Annotated in this window: 17 protein-coding genes; 8 read left to right on the plus strand and 9 right to left on the minus strand. The window is 74.3% G+C overall.

Annotation, left to right across the window (positions count from 1 at the left end; genetic code table 11):
* Positions 1–203: 203 nt before the first annotated feature.
* Entirely contained in the window at positions 204–2,147 is a 1,944-nt protein-coding gene (locus IF01_RS0104250; RefSeq protein ID WP_094745461.1) for a cholesterol oxidase substrate-binding domain-containing protein, read from the plus strand.
* Between the two features lie 40 nt (positions 2,148–2,187).
* On the opposite strand, the gene IF01_RS0104255 is transcribed toward IF01_RS0104250, so the two are convergent.
* Positions 2,188–2,790, minus strand: a complete 603-nt coding sequence (locus IF01_RS0104255) for a helix-turn-helix domain-containing protein (protein WP_078879648.1) — start codon at positions 2,788–2,790, stop codon at positions 2,188–2,190.
* Positions 2,791–2,859: 69 nt separating this feature from the next.
* On the opposite strand from IF01_RS0104255, the gene IF01_RS0104260 reads away from it, so the two are divergent.
* The gene (locus IF01_RS0104260; RefSeq protein WP_063764128.1) at positions 2,860–3,603 is read left to right on the plus strand and encodes an AzlC family ABC transporter permease; all 744 of its coding nucleotides are present in this window, start codon (positions 2,860–2,862) and stop codon (positions 3,601–3,603) included.
* Complete coding sequence (locus tag IF01_RS0104265; RefSeq protein WP_030391888.1) at positions 3,603–3,911, plus strand: AzlD domain-containing protein; 309 nt, start codon at positions 3,603–3,605, stop codon at positions 3,909–3,911. The genes IF01_RS0104260 and IF01_RS0104265 overlap by 1 nt, the downstream gene beginning before the upstream one ends.
* A 28-nt stretch (positions 3,912–3,939) precedes the next feature.
* Here IF01_RS0104265 and IF01_RS0104270 read toward each other — a convergent pair whose 3' ends face one another.
* Complete coding sequence (locus tag IF01_RS0104270) at positions 3,940–4,275, minus strand: hypothetical protein (protein WP_157855159.1); 336 nt, start codon at positions 4,273–4,275, stop codon at positions 3,940–3,942.
* Between the two features lie 59 nt (positions 4,276–4,334).
* Positions 4,335–4,943: a GNAT family N-acetyltransferase gene (locus IF01_RS0104275; RefSeq protein ID WP_030391890.1), complete on the minus strand. Its 609-nt coding sequence runs from the start codon at positions 4,941–4,943 to the stop codon at positions 4,335–4,337.
* Between the two features lie 124 nt (positions 4,944–5,067).
* Here IF01_RS0104275 and IF01_RS0104280 point away from each other — a divergent pair, with 124 nt between their 5' ends.
* The 5 genes from IF01_RS0104280 (at position 5,068) to IF01_RS0104300 (ending at position 10,179) form a co-directional block, all read left to right on the plus strand.
* Positions 5,068–6,258, plus strand: coding sequence for an acyl-CoA dehydrogenase family protein (locus IF01_RS0104280; RefSeq protein ID WP_030391891.1), 1,191 nt, complete (start codon positions 5,068–5,070; stop codon positions 6,256–6,258).
* Between the two features lie 91 nt (positions 6,259–6,349).
* A complete protein-coding gene (locus IF01_RS0104285) occupies positions 6,350–6,772 on the plus strand; it encodes an ADP-ribosylation/crystallin J1 (RefSeq protein WP_233289986.1) in 423 nt (140 codons plus the stop codon).
* A 178-nt stretch (positions 6,773–6,950) separates the two neighbouring features.
* Positions 6,951–7,829: an alkaline phosphatase family protein gene (locus IF01_RS0104290; protein WP_030391893.1), complete on the plus strand. Its 879-nt coding sequence runs from the start codon at positions 6,951–6,953 to the stop codon at positions 7,827–7,829.
* Between the two features lie 375 nt (positions 7,830–8,204).
* Positions 8,205–8,684: a hypothetical protein gene (locus tag IF01_RS0104295; RefSeq protein ID WP_030391894.1), complete on the plus strand. Its 480-nt coding sequence runs from the start codon at positions 8,205–8,207 to the stop codon at positions 8,682–8,684.
* A gap of 157 nt (positions 8,685–8,841) precedes the next feature.
* Entirely contained in the window at positions 8,842–10,179 is a 1,338-nt protein-coding gene (locus IF01_RS0104300) for a multidrug effflux MFS transporter (protein WP_051754908.1), read from the plus strand.
* Positions 10,180–10,410: 231 nt separating this feature from the next.
* Here IF01_RS0104300 and IF01_RS0104305 read toward each other — a convergent pair whose 3' ends face one another.
* From IF01_RS0104305 to IF01_RS0104330, 6 genes are all read right to left on the minus strand, one after another.
* A complete protein-coding gene (locus IF01_RS0104305) occupies positions 10,411–12,498 on the minus strand; it encodes a glycosyl hydrolase family 18 protein (protein ID WP_030391896.1) in 2,088 nt (695 codons plus the stop codon).
* Between the two features lie 1,035 nt (positions 12,499–13,533).
* Positions 13,534–14,238 (minus strand): hypothetical protein, encoded by a 705-nt coding sequence (locus tag IF01_RS45190; protein ID WP_078879649.1) that lies wholly within the window; start codon positions 14,236–14,238, stop codon positions 13,534–13,536.
* A gap of 189 nt (positions 14,239–14,427) precedes the next feature.
* A complete protein-coding gene (locus IF01_RS0104315; RefSeq protein WP_078879650.1) occupies positions 14,428–15,444 on the minus strand; it encodes an ABC transporter substrate-binding protein in 1,017 nt (338 codons plus the stop codon).
* Positions 15,445–15,640: 196 nt separating this feature from the next.
* The gene (locus IF01_RS0104320) at positions 15,641–16,333 is read right to left on the minus strand and encodes an ABC transporter permease (RefSeq protein WP_030391899.1); all 693 of its coding nucleotides are present in this window, start codon (positions 16,331–16,333) and stop codon (positions 15,641–15,643) included.
* Positions 16,330–16,998 (minus strand): ABC transporter permease, encoded by a 669-nt coding sequence (locus IF01_RS0104325; protein WP_030391900.1) that lies wholly within the window; start codon positions 16,996–16,998, stop codon positions 16,330–16,332. The genes IF01_RS0104320 and IF01_RS0104325 overlap by 4 nt, the downstream gene beginning before the upstream one ends.
* Positions 16,988–18,172 (minus strand): ATP-binding cassette domain-containing protein, encoded by a 1,185-nt coding sequence (locus tag IF01_RS0104330; RefSeq protein WP_078879651.1) that lies wholly within the window; start codon positions 18,170–18,172, stop codon positions 16,988–16,990. Before IF01_RS0104330 ends, IF01_RS0104325 begins: the two co-directional genes overlap by 11 nt.
* Positions 18,173–18,338 lie beyond the last annotated feature (166 nt).

Here is an 18,338-nt window from a genome sequence, read left to right on the forward strand (position 1 = left end):
CGGGGACGACAGAACCGGGTGAACGACGGTGGTTCGGCGACGGCGATCACGATCAACCTATGAGCCCACCGGGAAATCCGGCAAGGTTCATTCCTTCGAGTGAAGATCACGAGCCGTGGCGGGGCGCCCCGACGGCTGCTTCGTACGCTCACCCGGAATCGGGGGAGACACCGGACGAAAGTCCACCGGACACAGGGGCGGGCATGACGGCAACACCGGACCACCAGCACCATCGGCACCACGACGGACCGGGTCCGGACGACCGCGCCGCCCCCGATCCGACCGCCCCCGACCCGACCGCCCCCGACCCGGCCGCCGGGGAGCCGGGCGACCGCGGCCTCAGCCGCCGCCGCCTCCTCGGCCTCTCCGCCGCGCTCGGCACCACCGGCTGGCTGGTGAGCGGCACCCTCGGACCGGACAGCGCCCGGGCCGCCGCCCCCGTCCCGCCCGATCTGCCCGCCGGCACCGAACTCTTCCAGCGCGTCTACCGGAACTGGTCCGGCGAGATCGGCACCGACCAGCTCTGGACCTGCACCCCGCGCACCCCCGAGGAGGTCCCGGCGCTCGCCGACTGGGCCCGCGCCCACGGCTGGCGCCTGCGCGCCCAGGGCCACCGGCACACCTGGGCACCGCTCACCGTCGCCGACGGGACCCCCGAGGCGGCCCGGGTGCTGCTGCTCGACACCACCCGCCACCTCACCGCCCTCACCGCCGACTCGCCCACCACCGTCCGCGCCCAGACCGGCGCCACCATGGAGGCGCTGCTCGTCCACCTGGCCGACCGGGGCCTCGGCCTCACCGCCGTCCCCGCCCCCGGCGAACTCACCGTCGGCGGCGTGCTCGCGATCGGCGGCCACGGCACCGCCGTCCCCGCCGCCGGCGAACTGCGCGCCGACGGACACGGCTACGGCTCGGTCAGCAACCAGGTGACCAGCCTGACCGCCGTCGTCCTCGACCCCGCCACCGACCGCTACACCCTGCGGACCTTCGACCGGTCCGAGGCGGACAGCGCCGCCTTCCTGGTCCACCTCGGCCGGGCGTTCGTCACCGAGGTGGTGCTCCGGGCCGGCGCCGACCGCCCGCTGCGCTGCGTCAGCCGGCTGGACATCCCCGCCACCGAGCTCTTCGCCCGCCCCGGCACCACGACCGGGCTCGGCGGCCTCTCCCGCCCGCGCACCTTCGCCGACTTCGTCGACCGCGACGGCCGGGCCGAGGCGATCTGGTTCGCCTACACCGACCGGCCGTGGCTGAAGACCTGGAGCATCGCCCCGAACCGCCCGTTCGGTTCCCGCGCCGTCGACGAGCCCTACAACTACCCCTTCTCGGACTCGATCCCGGAACCCATCGCCCGGCTGGCCGGCCAAATCCTCGCCGGAGCCTGGGGATCAGCCCCGCTGTTCGGCCAACTCCAGTACCTGATCGCCAAGATCGGACTCACCGGCGACATCACCGACGTCCTGCTCTCCGGCGGGCTGATCCGCGACCTGCTCACCGGCGAGGTGCTCACCCACCTGCTCGCCGGCGGCCTGCACTCCGACCTCTGGGGCCCCTCCCGCACCCTGCTCCAGTACGTCCGCCCGACCACCCTGCGGGTCACCGCGAACGGCTACGCGATCCTCGCCCGGCGCGCCGACCTCCAGTGGGTGGTGGCCGAATTCGCCGACCAGTACCGGCGGTTGCTCGACGACTACCGCTCCCGCGGCGAGTTCCCGGTGAACGGCGCGGTGGAGATCCGGGTCACCGGCACCGACGACCCGGCCTGGTCCGGGGTGCCCGGCGCCCGGCCGCCGCTGCTCTCCGCGCTGCGCCCGCGCCCCGACCGGCCCGAGTGGGACACCGCGGTCTGGCTCGACGTGCTCGGCTTCCCCGGCACCCCCGGGCTGCACCGCTTCGCCCGGGACCTCGAACAGGCCCTGCTGCGCTCCTTCGACGGCACCCGGGCCGGTCTGCGGGTCGAGTGGTCCAAGGGCTGGGCCTACACCGAGGACGCCGCCTGGGCGGACGCGGACATGCTGGACCGGGTCATTCCCGCCAGTCACCGCGCGGGCGGCGGAGCCGGCTGGGACGAGGCGGTCACCGTCCTGGACCGCCACGACCCGCACCGGGTGTTCGGCAACCCGTTCCTGGACCGGCTGCTGAAGCTCTAGCCCCGGTCGGCCGACCGGGGCTGGAGCCCGTCGGGCAGCCTCAGACGTGCTCCATCACGATCACCGCGAGGGTGCCCGGCGCCAGGGCCCGGAACACGTGCGGGGCGTCGCCCGGGTAGCTCACGTAGTCGCCCGGGCCCAGCTCGACGGGCGCCCCGGTCGGCCCGGCCAGCGCCCGTCCGGTGCCCAGCAGCACATGCTCGACGGTGCCCGGCATGTGCGGGTCGGAGGCCCGGGTCTCGCCCGGCTCGGCCTCGATCCGGTAGATGTCGCGCCGGGCGTTGGGCGGGCAGGAGGCCAGCAGGGTCGCGGCGTAGTCGGCCCGCTCGGAGTGGGTGACCGGGCCCTCGCCGGCCCGCACCACCCGGACCACCGGGCGCGGCGGGTCGACCAGCCGGCTGAACGGCACGTCCAGGGCGACGCCGAGCGCCCACAGCGTCTCGACGCTCGGATTGCCGACGCCCGACTCCAGCTGGGAGAGCGTCGACTTGGCGATCCCGGCCCGGCGGGCCAGCTCGGCCATCGACAGTCCGGCGCGTTCGCGCTCGCGCCGGATCGACGCCGAGATCAGCCCGATCAGCTCGGTCCCCGAGACGTCGCTCCCGGAGGCGCCGGCGCCGGGTCCGCTGTTGCTTCCACTCATCAGCGTTCGCTCCACAGGTCCATGCGTTCGCCTTGACGAACGACACCCTTCGGGTTCACTCTACTGGACATGCGTTCGCTCCTCCGAACCCTCGAACGTGCCACGCTCCGCGACATCGCCCTGGTGTGCCTCGCGGACGCCCTGGTCGGCGCCTCGTTCGGGGCGATCTCCGTCTCCGGCGGCCTCCCGCTCTGGGTGCCGGTCGCCATGTCCGTCCTCGTCTTCGCCGGGGGCTCGCAGTTCGCCGCCGTCGGCATCGTGCTCTCCGGCGGCGGCGCGCTCGCCGCCGTGGTCACCGGCCTCGTCCTCAACGCCCGGCTGCTGCCCTTCGGCTTCACCGTCGCGGACACCCTCGACGGCCCGGTCTGGCGGCGGCTGCTCGGGGCGCAGCTGCTCACCGACGAGTCCGTCGCCTTCACCCTGCTCCAGCCCGACCCGCGACGGCGCCGGGCCGCGTACTGGGTGTGCGGCCTCGCCCTGTTCCTGATCTGGAACGCCTCCGTCCTGGTCGGCGCGCTGGCCGGCGGGCTGATCGGCGACACCGACGCGCTCGGACTGGACGCGGCCTTCCCCGCCGTCCTGCTCGCGCTGGTGCTGCCCTCGCTCACCGACCGCCGCACCCGCACCGCCGCCCTGACCGGCGCCGCCGTGGCCGTGGCCGCCACCCCGTTCGTCCCGGCCGGCCTGCCGGTGCTGCTCGCCCTGGCCGGGCTGCTGTTCGCGGGCCGCCCGGACACCGCCGCCGCTGCCACCTCCACCGATGCCGCCGCTGCCGAGGGTGAGCCCCGCCCGCTCGCCGAGGAGGTCCACTGATGTCCCTGCTCGCCGTCCTCCTGCTCGCCGCCGGCACCTACGCGTTCCGGCTGGCCGGGCCCCTGCTCGGCGGCCGCCTCACCGTCTCGGACCGGCTGCGCCACCTGCTCGCCGTCGCCGCCGCCGTCCTGCTCGTCGCCCTGGTCGCCACCGGCGCGCTCACCGACGGCCGCGACTTCGCCGGCTGGGCCCGCCCCGCCGGCGTCCTGGTCGCGGGCGTCCTGGCGCTGCGGCGCGCGCCGTTCCCGCTGGTGGTGGTCGCGGCCGCCGGGACCACGGCGGTGCTGCGGCTGTGCGGCGTCGCCTGAGGCCCCGGCTCCGCCGGGGGCGCCGGCGTCAGCCCGCCTCCGCCTCCCGGGCCTCGGCCGCCGCGAGCCGCTCCTGCTGCACCTCGGGGTGCTTGCTGTCCCACAGCAGCTCCCACACCTTGAACACGCAGTGGTAGTCCCGCATGCTCCCCTGAAGGATCAGCAGGTAGCTGTCGCCGTCCCGCAGCAGCCTGCGCCGCCGGGCGTTGAACGGGTGCTGCGGGGTGTAGGTCGGGACGAGCCGCCGCAGTTCGGCGACGGCGTCCTCCCGGGTGCCCGTCACCTCGGCGAGCACCTTGCTGCCCCAGATCCGGTCGTCCCCGATGCCCTCGGTCTCCTCGACCACCACGGCCCAACGTCCCACGGTCCACCCCTTTGTCACTCGTCCGTGTGCGAAAGCGGTCATCGTAGCGACGCGACCGCTCAGCGCCCAGGGGAGTCGGCGGCCGCCGGCAGCGCCTTGTAGTAGACGGTCGTCGCGTGCGGCACCCCCGCCGGGTCGGTCGCGAAGTCCGGCACCGTGCCGACCCTGGTCCAGCCCGCCGCCGCGTACAGGCGCTCGGCGGGGCTGTCCGTCTCGGTGTCGAGCACCAGGGTCCGGATCCCGCGTCCGACGGCCGCCGCCTCCAGGGCCGCCAGCAGCCGGCCGGCCAGCCCGTGGCCCCGGTCCGCCCGGTGGACCATCAACTTCGCCACCTCCGCCCGGTGCCGGCCGTTGGCGGTCGACGCCGGCCGCAGCTGCACCGTCCCCGCGATCCGCCGGCCCGCGCCGGCGCCCGCGTCGGTGCCCGCGTCGGTGCCCGCGTCGGTGCCTGGGTCTGCGCCCGTCTCCGGGTACGCGACCCAGAGCAGCAGCCGCCCCGCCCCGACCTCCGGGGCCAGCGCCCGCCACCAGTCGGCCGCCGCGCCGGGATCGAGCGGAGCGAGGAAACCGACGGAGGCGCCGCCGTCGACGGTGTCCGCCAGCAGCCCGCCCAGCCGCTCGGCGGCGCCGAGCAGTTCCTCCGCCGTCACCGGCCGGACTGTGTACATGCTCACTCCCTCGTTCCCGACGGCCCCGGGAGGCGGCCGGTGCGCAATACTCGCCGGTACCCAACGCCGCCACCGGTCCCGCCGCCGCGACCGGTCCGCGCCGCCGAGACTACAAGGAGCTTCAATGGCGAAGCCGACCAGGATCGACCCCGCCGACCTGCTCGCCGTCGGTGACCTGCTCACCGACGAGGAGCGGCTCGTCCGCGACACCGTGCGGAAGTTCACCGAGGACCGGATCCGCCCGCACATCGGCGACTGGTTCGAGCGCGGGGTCTTCCCCGCCCGCGAACTCGCCCCCGAACTCGGCGCCCTCGGCGTGCTGGGCATGCACCTCGACGGCTACGGCTGCGCGGGCTCGACCGCCGTCGCCTACGGGGTGGCCTGCATGGAACTGGAGGCCGCCGACTCGGGTCTGCGCAGCTTCGTCTCCGTCCAGGGCTCGCTGGCGATGCGCTCCATCCACGCGTTCGGCTCGGAGGAGCAGAAGCAGCGCTGGCTGCCCGGTCTCGCCGCCGGCGAACTGATCGGCTGCTTCGCCCTCACCGAACCGGACTTCGGCTCCGACCCCGCCAACATGCGCACCCGCGCCCGTCGCAAGGGCGCCGGCGAGGGCGCGGACTGGGTGCTCGCCGGCTCCAAGATGTGGATCACCAACGGCTCCGTCTCCGACGTCGCGGTGGTCTGGGCGCAGACCGAGGACGGCGTCCGGGGCTTCCTGGTCGAACCCGGCATGCCCGGCTTCACCGCCACCGACGTGCACGGCAAGCTGTCCCTGCGCGCCTCGGTGACCAGCGAGCTCTCCTTCGACGAGGTGGTGCTCCCGGCCGACGCCGTGCTGCCCGGCGTCACCGGGCTGCGCGGACCGCTGTCCTCCCTCAACGAGGCCCGCTACGGCATCCTCTGGGGCACCGTCGGTGCCGCCCGCGACTGCTACACCGCTGCCCTGGACTACGCGAAGAGCCGGGTCCAGTTCGGCCGCCCGATCGCCGGCTTCCAGCTCACCCAGCAGAAGCTGGTCGAGATGATGCTGGAGGTCGAGAAGGCCTACCTGGTCGCGCTGCGGATCGGCCGGCTCAAGGACGAGGGCGCGGCCCGCCCGGCCCACGTCAGCTTCGGCAAGCTCAACAACGTCCGGGCCGCGCTGGAGATCGCCCGCAGCGCCCGCACTGTGCTCGGCGCCAACGGCATCACCACCGAGTACCCGGTGCTGCGGCACGCCAACAACCTGGAGTCGGTGCTCACCTACGAGGGCACCAGCGAGATCCACACCCTGGTCCTCGGCGAGGCGATCACCGGCGAGTCCGCGTACCACTGACCCGGCGGACGGTGCGCCCGGTGCGCCGGGCGTGCCGGGCGGGCCTGAAAACCGGTACCCGTCCGGGCCGTTCATGGCTAGTTTCGTGCCCATGAACGGCCCGACGAACCAGCTCACGCCCACCTCGACCGCCACCTCGACCGCCTCCGCCGTGCAGCGCGCCGTGCCGACCACGACGCTGTGGCGTCCCACCGGCCCCGAGGAGCTGGCCCTGGTCGCGGCGTCCGACTGGCGGGCCTGGCCGCCGCGCCTGCCGGACCAGCCGATCTTCTACCCGGTGCTGAACGAGGACTACGCGATCCGCATCGCGCGAGACTGGAACGTCCCCGCCTCCGGGAGCGGTTACGTCACCCGTTTCGAGGCGGAGACCGCGTTCCTGAGCCGCTACCCCGTCCGCCAGGCGGGCGGCCGCACCATCCTCGAGCTCTGGGTGCCGGCCGAGGAGTTGGCTGAGTTCAACCGGCACATCGTCGGCCGCATCGAGGTCGTGCACGAGTTCCGCCCGCAGGGCTGACCCCCGGCCCGGTGCCGGCCGACGCGGAACGGTGCCGTCCGGACACGGCCAGGACATCCGGCGTTGGCCGGGAGGCAACCCCGCGGTTCGGCGGGCCGTGGAGCATGGCCCGGTCGCCGTCGCCCGCCCCGGTGCGGGCACGGTCGGCACCCGCACCGCGAAAGGAACCGCCCCGCTCATGTCCATACCGCCGCTGCCGCGCCCCCGGGTCCTCGTCGTCGGGATCGACGGCGTCCGGTACGACCTGCTGGACCAGGTCCCGATGCCGAGGCTCGCGGAGGTCGCCGAGGCCGGCTTCCTGGCGCCCGTGACGGTGGCGGAGTCCACGCCCACCATGTCCGGACCGTGCTGGGCCACCATCGTGACCGGTGTGGAGCCCGCCAAACACGGCGTCTGGGGCAACCACCTCGGCGGCAACCGGCTCGACGTCTTCCCCGACTTCACCACCCGGCTGGCCCGGGGCGACCGGCGCCGTACCTTCGTCGCGGCCGGCTGGGACCCGCTGGTGATCGGCGAGTCCGGCGGACCGCTGTTCCGCGCGCCCGGCCGCCTCTGCTACGTCGCCCCCGCCGAGGACACCCCCGAGGCCTGGGAGGCCGTCGACGAGGAGGTCACCCGGGAGGCCGTGGACGTGCTGCGCGACGCGGACCCGGAGGCCTCCTTCGTCTACCTCGGCGCCGTCGACGAGACCGCCCACTTCCTCGGCTGCGGCGAGGAGTACCGCGCCTCGATGCGCGCCGCCGACGAGCGGCTCGGCCGGCTCCTGGACGCCGTCCGCGCCCGGCCCGGCCACGCCGAGGAGGCCTGGACGGTCATCGTCGTCACCGACCACGGCCACGTGGACGTCGGCGGCCACGGCGGACGGACCGTCGAGGAGCGCACCGCCTGGGTGGCCTGCGCCGGACCGGGCATCCCCGCCGCCCCGCCCACCGGGGAGATCCGCCACCCCGACGTCGCGGCCCAGGTCTACGCCGCCCTCGGCCGCCCGATCGACCCGCACTGGACCCTGGACGGCCGGCCCTTCCCGGTCGCCGTGCCCGCGACCGCGGCGGCCTGACGCCCCCACCGCCGACCGGGCGACCGGTCACCGGAACGGCGGGACGCCCGCCGCCGCCCGCCGCCGCCCGCCGCCGCCCGTCCGGCGACCGGGTGAGCGACACGCCGTCACGGCACCCGGGCGGCCCCGGCCGGGCTGCGCGCCGACCGGTCCCGGGCCAGGCTCGTCCGGGGTGAACCCCGAGACCGGTCGTCCCCGTGTACCTCTCAAGGTGGAGGTCGTACCCCCCAAGGACGGCGGTGGATCAAGACCTCCTGGTGACGTCAGGGCCCCCGGCGCCCACCAGGATGGAAGACAACGGGGAGCCGCTCCCGGCCCCGACGGGGCGGACGGGACCGGCGCGGAGCAGCAGGGCGCAGGAGAGGACACACCGGCATGAACGGCATCGCGGGCAAGATCGCAATCGGAGTGGTCGGCACCGGCATGGCCGCCGCCGTCGCCACCGTGGCGGTCGGGCCGAGGGTCGCCGAGTGGTACGACGGCCGGCACCAGGTGCAGGCCAGCTACGCCAGCGGCAGCGAGGCCAAGGCCGACCGCCGCTCGATGCCGGCCTGGCTGCCCGACAACGCCTCCTCGGTGCACTACCTGATGTCCACCACCGGCGACGACCGCCTGCTGCGCGCCACCGTCCCCGAGGGGCGGCTGCCCGCCGGGTGCACGACCACCGCGACGAACAAGGGCAACCACGTGGCGCCGGTCACGCTCAAGGCGGGCTGGTTCCCGGAGGGGATCACCTCGAAGGTCACCGGCTCCTGCGGCCACTACAAGGTCACCCTGACCGGCAACCAGCTCTACGCCTGGCAGGACGGCGCCGCCGTGCAGGCCGCCCTCCGCGCCGAGCGCCTCCCGCGCTGACGTTCCCGCTGCGGGGACGCTGCTGCGGGGCACCCGCTGCGGGGCTCGCGCCCGGTGGCGAAATGGGCCGGGCGGCCGCCCCCGGCTGTCGGTGGCCCGGGGCGCTGGGGTAGGACGGAGCGAGCACGATCGCCGTGCTCGTTCCGAGAGGAGCCCCATGCCTGGTCCGACCGCCGGCTCTGCCGGTGACACGTCGACCGCCTCCGCCTCACCCGGCGACTCCGCCACTGCTGCTGCTGCTGCCGCCGCTGCGGATGCCGCTGCCGCCGCCGGCGCGACCGGCCGCGCCGCCATCGTCGTCCTCGGCGGCCTGGTCGCCCTGGGCCCCCTCACCACCGACCTCTACCTGCCCGGTCTGCCCGCGATCGCCGAGGACCTCGTCGCCGAACCGGCCGCCGTCCAGCTCACCCTCACCTTCTCGATGTTCGGTGTGGCCGCCGGGCAGTTGCTCTTCGGTCCGCTCAGCGACCGCTTCGGGCGGCGTCCGCCCCTGCTCGCCGGACTCGTCGTCTACACCCTCGCCAGCATCGTCTGCGTGATCGCGCCCGACCTGACCGTGCTGATCGCGGCCCGCTTCGTCCAGGGCGCCGCCGGCGCCGCCGGACTGGTCATCGGCCGGGCCGTCGCCCGCGACCGCTTCGAGGGCGTCGCGATGATCCGCTTCCTCGCCTCGATCACCCTGATATCCGGCCTGGCCCCGATCCTCGCGCCGCTCTTCGGCGCCCAGATGCTGCGCTTCACCTCCTGGCGCGGCACCTTCGGCGCACTGGCCGCCCTGGGCCTGCTCCTCACCCTGGTGGCCTTCGCCGCCCTGCGCGAGACCCTCCCGCCCTCGGCCCGGCGCGGCGGCGGCCTGACCAGCACCCTGCGCACCATGGGCGGGCTCCTGCGCAACCTGCCGTTCCTGGGGCTGATGCTGACCAGCACCTTCGCCTTCGGTGCGCTGTTCGGCTACATCAGCGGCTCCTCGGTGGTGCTCCAGCACGTCTACCACGTGTCGCCGCAGACCTACAGCCTGCTGTTCGGGCTCAACTCGGTGGCGATCGTCGGCGCCACCCAGCTCAACGGGCGGGTCCTCGCACCCCGCTTCACCGCCGGGGCGCTGATGCGCACGGGCCTCGCGGTGATGATCACCGCCGGGGTGTCCCTGGTCCTGGTCACCGCGGTCTGGGACCTCGGGCTGGTCGCGGTGTGCGCCTCGCTGTTCGTGATGATGGCCAGCCTCGGCATGGTCCTGCCGAACTCGGCCGCCCGGGCACTGAGCCTGGTCCCCCCGCAGTCCGCCGGTTCCGCCTCGGCGCTCCTCGGCACCGGCACCTTCCTCTGCGGCGCCGTGGTCGCCCCGCTCAGCAGCCTGGGCGGCAGCCCGTCGGCGGTGCTGCTCGCGGTCGTCGTGCTCAGCTGCGCGCTGCTGTCCGCGGCGTCCTACCTGCTGCTCCTGCGGCCCGCGCGGACCGCCCCGGCCGACGCGACGGAGCAGCCGGCCGCCGCCTAGCCGTTCCGGCCGACGGCGGGGCCGTTCCGGCCGCAGGAGGGCCGCTGAACGGAGTCCGCCGGGGTGCCACGACCAGTTGTCGTGGCACCCCGGCGGGGGAGTGGGGCGGGCCGGCCGGTGGACGGGGACCGACGGTGGCGCTCGGCCGGTCGCCGTCGTCCGTCCCTCAGTACCTCAGTACCTCAGTACCTCAGTACCTCAGGACCTTCTCGCCCGCGCCCGGTCCGGCCGTCAGGCGATCGAGAAGTCGTCGCCGTAGACGCTGCCCTGGCCGTACCAGCCGTGCAGGTAGACGGTCACGGTCCCGGAGGCGCCGGTGGTGAACGGGACGCTCAGCTTGGTCCAGCCGGAGGCGCTGGTCCAGGTCGAGCCGGTGGCGCCGCCGCTCACGCCGACATAGGCGTAGCTGCCCTGGACCCAGCCGGTCAGGGTGTACGCCTTGTTGGGCGCCAGGGTGACGGTCTGCGAGCACTGGCCGTTCTGGGAGGCGGTGGCCGCCGCCTGGAGCGCGTACGAGCCGGAGTGGACCGGGGTGCTCACCACGCTGCCGCCGGTCTGGCAGGTCCACGGGCCGAGGCTGCCGGTCTCCAGGCCGCCGTTCACGATCGCGCCGGGCGGGGTGACGCCGGTGACGGTCAGCGTGTAGGTGCTGCTGTGGCTGCCGGAGGCGGCGGTGCCGGTCACCGTGAGCGGGTAGGTGCCCGGGGTGGTGGCGGCGGTGGTGGCGACGGTGAGGGTCGCCGAGGAGCCGGCGGTCACGGTGCCCGGGTTGACGGTGGCGGTGACCCCGGCCGGGGCGCCGCTCACGGTGAGGTTGACGCTCTGTGCCGAACCGGAGACCACGGTGGTGCCGACGGTCGCGGTCGCCGAGGAGCCGGCGGTCACCGAACCGGCGGCGGGGCTCACGCCGACCGAGAAGTCGTTGCCCGGCTGGGTGCTCGTCACCTTCAGCGTGTAGGTGGCGGTGTGGCTGCCGGAGGCGGCCGAGCCGGTGACGGTGAGCGGGTAGGTGCCCGGGGCAGCACCGGCGGTGGTGGCGACGGTGAGCGTCGCGGGGGAACCGGCGGTGACGCTACCGGGGTTGACGGTGGCGGTGACCCCGGCCGGGGCGCCGCTCACGGTGAGGTTGACGCTCTGCGCCGAACCGGAGACCACCGCGGTGCTGATGGTCGCCGTCGCCGAGGAACCGGCCACGACCGTGCCCGAGTTGGGGTTCACGCCGACCGAGAAGTCGTTCACCGGCTGGGTGTTGCTGGTGAACGGCGCGAAGATCTTGGTGAAGTCCCACTTGTTCTGGGCGATTCCGGAGCAGTCGTCACGGGCGGCGGCGCCGGCGCAGCTGCCGTTGTCGCGCTGCAGCGCCCAGAAGGACAGCGTGTTGATGCCCTTCGAGACCGCCCAGTTGTAGACGGTGGTGGCGTTGGCGAGGGTGAAGGTCTCCGCCGGGCCGAAGTCGTCGACGCCGATCATCTCGGTGATGCCGATCGAACCCCACAGCTGCGCCGGGGTCTTGGTCGGGTAGAGCTTCGCCAGCTGGTTGTACAGGCCGGTGGCGGAGGTCTGGGTGTCGGCCGCCATGTCGTGCGCGGCGTTGTCGTAGTAGTCGAACGTCATCATGTTGACGACGTCGATCTTGGCGTTGTTGGTGACGGCGTTCTTCAGCACCGCGAGGCCGCTGGAGGCGAGGCCGCTGGTGGTGGTCGGCAGGGTGTAGGAGAACTGGATCTGCCGGCCGTTGGCGGCGGCCCAGTCCTGGACCAGCTTGATCGCCTTGTTGCGGCGGTCGACACCGGCCGAGTTGTCCAGCGAGTCGACCTCGATGTCGAGGTCGATCCGGCTGATGTCGTACGTGGTGATCAGGTTCTCGTAGGCGGCGGCGATCTGGTTGACGTCGGTGCAGCTGTCGGCCAGTTCGGTGCCGGTGGTGTCGGCGGTGTAGCCGCCGAACGACGGGATGACGTCGCCGCCGTTGGCACGGATCTTGGCGAAGTCGGCGCCGAACGAGGACTGCGCGACGGGCAGCGAGGTGTCGCCGTTCCAGTACGGCGTGCAGGAGCCCTTGGTGGCGGTCTGCAGGAACGCCATCGTCAGGTACTTGGCGCCGGACTGCGCGGCCAGCGTGGCCGGGCTCTCGCCGGTCCAGGCCTCGAAGTAGGGGGCGAACACCCGGGTGGGGAGCGGGGTCGCCGCGGCCGCGGCGGTGGTGGCCGGGCCGGTCGGCGCCGCGCCCGCCGACGTCGCGCCGGCCACCAGGCCGGCCGACGCGACGAGCGTGACACAGGCCGTCAGGGCGGCCTGGAGTGTTCTGGGTAGACGCATTGTTTCTCCAACAGACGTGGTGGGGCAGGACGTTGGTGAAGCGTGCGGGACTGTGCCGCGGCGTCCGCGGTGGACGTGCGGGGTGGACTGCCGGGCCGGGAGAGGAGCTTTTCGGCCGTACGGCGGGGCGGTGCTCGGGGGTGTGCAAACCCCAAGGACGCAGGGCACGGCGGGCGGCGTGCGCGGACGCGCGCATGGGCCGTGACGGGGCCTGGGGGCGGAGCGGAGCAGGGCAGGGCAGCGCCTCAGCCGCCGGTGGTCACACCCCCACAGTGCATCCCGGTCGGATCGACATGCCTATGGTTGGACTAGACCACTCGTCTGTCAAGAGTCCTAACAGTTCGTCGGCGAAGGGGTGAGGTTGGCCGAGGATCGGTCAACCGTCGAACAATCCGGTTGTGACCGGTGCGCACGCTCCGACATCATCGGAGTCATGCGAGACCTCGACTGGAAGCTCGACAGAGAGGGCGGTTGCCGCCCGCAGGCGTGAGCCCCCGGCTCCCGGGTCCCCGCCCGCTGCCTCCGGTGGCCGGCGGCCGGACCGTGTCCGTTCGCCTCGCCGCCCGTCCGCCGCCTTGTCCGTCGGCGGATCCGAACACCTTTCGCGCCGTGGCGCCCCCGCGCCATGACGTCCCCGTGTTGTGACGTTCCCGCGTTGTGATGTCCGTCCGCCGCGGCGCCCGCCCGTCGTGGCGGCCGCCACCCGGTCGGGCCGGATTCCGGTCCGTCCGGGCACCGGTCGGCGCGCGCGGTGCGTCCGCCGCCCCATTGTCCGTTCCGTCTGTACGCGTCCGTCCGCGGGTGCGCCGGTCCGCCGGCACGCCCGCCGCCGACGCTCGTGCCCGTGTGCGCGTCTACCCCTGGAAAGGAGGAGCCATGTACTTCGTTTCGTCCGACGACAAGGACACCGCCTGGAGCTACGTCTGAGCCGGTGGCAGGGTGCCGTGGCCGCGCGGGTGGTCGTCGCGCGCGGCCACGGCGGGCCCGGCGCTCAGGACACCGGGCCGATCGGGGCCCGTCGGGCCTGGCTCGGACCTACGGGCAGAGAACGGTGCGCAGCGCGTCGAGGATTTTTTCCGCCTTCTCGGCCCCGAAACCCTGGGGATGGGCGGGATCGGTGAAGCGCTGGTTGGCCAGGTCGATCAACTTGGCCCGGTCCTTCGGGAACTGGTACATCGCCTGGCACTGGTTGCGGGCCCGTTCGACGGCCTGCTCGGGCTTGCCGCCGACGATCGCCGGATCGACCGCGTCCAGGGCGGCCACCAGCTGCGCCGTGACATCGGCGGCGGGCTTGCCGGGCAGTCCCGCGTCGGTGGGCGGCGCCGGCTTCGGCGCGGCCGGGGGCTCGGCCGGCGGCTTGTTGGGGTCGGCCGGGGCCGGGGAGTCGGCGGGGGCGCCGGTGGCCGGTGCCGGAGCGGTGGCTGCCGGGGCGGGCGGGTTCGCGGTCGCGGACCCGGTCGCCCCGGCGGTGGTTCCGGTCGTGGTTCCGGTGCTCGCGCCGGCGGTCGCTCCACCGGTCGTTCCGGCCGAGCTGCCGGCCGTGCCGGTGGGGCCGGTGCCGGGCGTGTCGGTGGCTCCCGGGGCGGGCCCGGGGTCGGTCGCGGTGGCCGACGCACCGGGGGAGCCGGGGGCCGTGGTGCCGGCCGCGGTGGTACCGGAGCCCGAGCCGGAGCTGGAGCACGCGGCGAGGCTCACCGCGGCGAATGCCGTGAGGGTGGCGGCGAGAAGGCGAGTGCGCATGCCGTCACACTGTCATGTTCGCGCCGCTCAAGGGAAGATCTGTCGAACCAGGGATCGACGCCCGGAGCTCCGGCATCGGAGGGCGGAGGGCAGAGGGCGGAGGGCGGGACGGAAGGCGGAAGCCGCCGCAGGGCGGGACCGTCCTCCCGACCGGTCCCGCCCCGCGGCGGCTTCCCTGCGACCCGTAGGTCAGGACAGCCCGCTGCTCTTCAGCCAGTCCTTGGCCACCGCCGACGGGTCCTCCTTGTCCACCGCGACCTTCTTCATCAGCGCCAGCAGCCCCGCCGTGTCCAGCTTGGCCGACACCGCGTTGAGCGCACCGGTCGCCGTCGCGTCCACCTTGGCCTTGTTGACCAGCGGCGTGACGTTCTGGGCACCGAACAGGTTCTTCGGGTCGGCGAGCGGCACCAGCTTCAGCTGGGTGATCTTCGGGTCGGTGGAGAAGACGTTGCCGACCTGGATCGAGCCGTCCTTGACGGCGTTGGCCGTGGTCTCGCCGGTCGACTTCCACTCCTTGAAGGTCAGGCCGTAGACGTCCTTCAGCGGCTGCTCCTGGCGCGACTTGAACTCCGGCGGACCGCCGATGGTGAACTCGCCCGCCTTGGCGGCCAGGTCCGCGATGGTCTTGAGCCCGAACTTGTCGGCGCTCTCCTGGCTGATGCTCAGGGTGTCCTTGTCCTCGGCGGGGGAGGACTCCAGGATCCCGAGCGAGGCGGGCAGCGTCTTCGTCAGCTCGGCATTGACCGCCGCCGCGGTCGGGTCGGCCGACTTGCCGCCCAGGTAGGCGAGCAGCGCGCCGTTGTACTCGGGCAGCACGGAGAGGCTGCCGCTCTGCAGCTGCCCGTAGAGCACCTCGCGGCTGCCGATGTTGAACTTCTCCTCGACCTTGACGCCCTTGGCCCGGAGCGCCTGGGCGTAGATCGAGCCGAGCAGCACGTTCTCCGGGAAGTTCGCGGAACCGACCACGACCGTCCCGCCCGGGGCGGCGGCCGGGGAGGTCCCGGCGGCGCCCGCCGCCGAGGTCGACGCGCCGCCGGCGGCCGAGGTCGAGGAGCCGCCGCCCAGCGGGTCGCCGCCGGAGGAGGAGCAGGCGGTCGCGGCGAGGGCGAGCGCGGCCAGGGCCGCCACGGAGGCGCTCCGGCGCACCGCCGCCGCTCGGGCCGGCTTCGGGGCCGCGGAACCGCTCAGTGGGGTGAATGTCGACATGGTGACAGGTGTCCTCTCGGGGTGGTCAACTCGGGAAGGGCGAACGGGATGTCCCGGGTCCGGACTGCAGGCGATACCTGACACGGGGCCGGAACCGGAACCGGAGCCGGAAACAGGGGAAAGGGAAGGCGAAGAACGGGGGCGGGCCGGGGCCGGGGGCCGGGCCGCCGTGCTCCCGGCCACCGGCCCCGCGCGGTCACGACGACCGGCGGCCCGCGGCCCGCTGCTGCGCCCGCAACCCTGGCGGGAGCGCGTACCGGGCCAGCAGGGCGAAGAACGCCTGGGCCGCGACGGCCAGCAGGACGACCAGCAGCGCGCCGCCGACCGTCGCCGCGTAGTCCCGGGTGGCCAGCCCGTCGACCACGTACCGGCCGAGGCCGCCGAGCCCGACGTACGCGGCCACCGTCGCGGTCGCGATGACCTGCACGGTCGCGGTCCGGAAGCCGGCCAGCAGGGTCGGCAGCGCCGATGGCAGACAGACCTGCCACAGCACCTGCGGGTGCGTCAGCCCGACACCCCGGGCCGCGTCCCGCACGTCCGGGTCGGTGCCCCGGACCCCCTCGACGGCGGCGACCAGCAGCGGCGGGGCGGCCAGTGCCACCAGCGGCACCAGGACGGCGGTGTCGCCGACCCCCGCGAGCAGGACCGCCAGCGTCACCAGCCCGAGCGTCGGCAGCGCGCGGGCCGCGCCGGCCATCGCGGTCACCACGGTGACGCCGCGCCCGGTGTAGCCGATCAGCAGCCCGAGCGGGACGGCCAGCAGCGCGGCGTAGAGCAGGGCCTCGCCGGAGAGCAGCAGGTGCTCGGCGATCCGGTTGGCGATCGCGTTCGAACCGCTGCGGCGGTCCGGGTCGGAGAAGAAGTCCCCCAGCCAGGTGAACCAGTTCACTGCCCGGCTCCCTTCTCCCGGACGGCCCAGGGCGCGAGCAGCCGGCGGGCGCCGACCAGCAGCAGGTCCACGGCCAGGGCGAGCACCGCGATCAGGACGATCCCGGCCACGATCGGGGTCGGGAAGGTGCGCTGGAAGCCGTCGACGAACAGGTAGCCGAGGCCGCCCCGGCCGACCAGCGCGCCGACCGAGGCCAGCGAGATGCTGGAGACGGCCGCCACCCGCAGACCGGCCACCAGGTAGGGGACGGCGGCGGGCAGTTCGACGGCGGCCAGCCGGTGCCACGGCCCGTACCCCATCGCCGTCGCGGCCTGCCGCACCGGGTCGGGGACGGCGCGCAGCCCGTCCACCGTGGTCGGCAGCAGCACGGCCACCGCGTAGAAGGTGAGCGGGATCATCACGGTGGCCTGGGTGGCCAGCCCGGTGTACGGGATGAGCACCACGAAGACGGCAAGCGAGGGCAGGGCGTAGACGATGTTGAAGACGGCGGCGAGCGGCTGGTAGAGGCGCGGGAACCGGGTGCAGGCCAGGCCGAGCGGGACCGCCAGCAGCAGGCCGATCAGCACCGGGACGAGGGCGATGACGGCGTGGTCGGCGAGCAGGTCGCCGAGGTAGCCGAGGTGGTCGCCGATCCAGTACCAGCGGACGAGGGGTTCATCGTCCACCGCCGGCTCCGTCCGTCTCGGCCGTCGCGTCCGTCGTGGCCTCCGCCTTCACGCCCGTCGCTGCCTCCGCCTTCTCGGCCTGCCGTGCCCCGTTCGCGGACGGCGGGCGGGTCGCGAGCGCGGCCAGCACCGCCTCGCGGTCGGCCGTACCGATCGCGCGGCCCTCCGGGTCCAGGGCGACGGCGATCCCGGTGGGGGACAGCACGGCCGCGTCCAGGGCGGCGCGCAGGGTGTCGGCGTCCGGCCGGAACCCGGGCGCCGGCTCCAGGGCCGCGCCCGCCGCGTCCCGGTCGATCCAGCCGATCGGCCGCCGCCCGTCGTCCAGCATCAGCTCCCAGCCGGCGAACCGGACCCCGTGCGGCGACCGTCCGGCCGCGCCGTCGCCCGGGCCGCCGGGTATCGGCCGGACGGCGACCGAGGCGGCCGGCCGCAGCCCGAGCCCGCGCAGGCCCCGGTCGCGGCCGAGGAAGGCGGCGACGTCCAGGTCCGCGGGCGCCGTGAGCAGCGTGTGCGGATCGGCGAGCTGGGCGATCCGGCCGCGCTCGCGCAGCACCACCACCTGGTCGCCGAGCCGGACCGCCTCCTCGATGTCGTGGGTGACGAACAGCACCGTCTTGTGCAGCTCGGACTGGAGGCGGAGCAGCTCCTCCTGCAGCCCGGCGCGCACCACCGGGTCGACGGCGCTGAACGGCTCGTCCATCAGCAGCACCGGCGGGTCGGCGGCCAGCGCCCGCGCGACACCCACCCGCTGCTGCTGGCCGCCGGAGAGCTGGAACGGGTACCGCTTGGCGGTCTCCGGCGCCAGCCCCACCAGGTCGAGCAGTTCGGCCGCCCGGGCACGGGCCTTCTTCCGGTCCCAGCCGAGCAGATAGGGAACCGTCGCGATGTTGTCGATCACCCGCCGGTGCGGGAACAGCCCGGCCTGCTGGATCACGTAGCCGATGCCGCGCCGGAGCTTGGCCGGGTCCAGCGCCGCCACATCGGTGCCGTCCAGCAGGACCCGCCCCGAGGTCGGTTCGACCATGCGGTTGACCATCCGCAGCAGCGTGGTCTTCCCGCAGCCGGACGGGCCGACCAGCACGGTCGTCCGACCGGTGGGGACGTCGAGGTCGAGGCCCTCGACGGCGACCGTGCCGTCGGGGTGGCGCTTGCCCGCGCCGTCGAATCTGATCACGGGGGAATTCCTCGTCTCGGCGGCTCCCGGTGGCGGCGCCGATGGTGGTGTCTGTCGCTGTGCCGGTCCGTCGGCCTGTCGCTGTGCTGTGGTGCTGTGTCTGTCGCTGTGTCGTGCCGTGTCGTGCCGTGCGGTGCTGTGTCCTGCTGTGTCGTGCCGTGTCGTG

It is taken from the genome of Kitasatospora purpeofusca (assembly GCF_000718025.1).
In the GTDB taxonomy this organism is placed as follows: domain Bacteria; phylum Actinomycetota; class Actinomycetes; order Streptomycetales; family Streptomycetaceae; genus Kitasatospora; species Kitasatospora purpeofusca.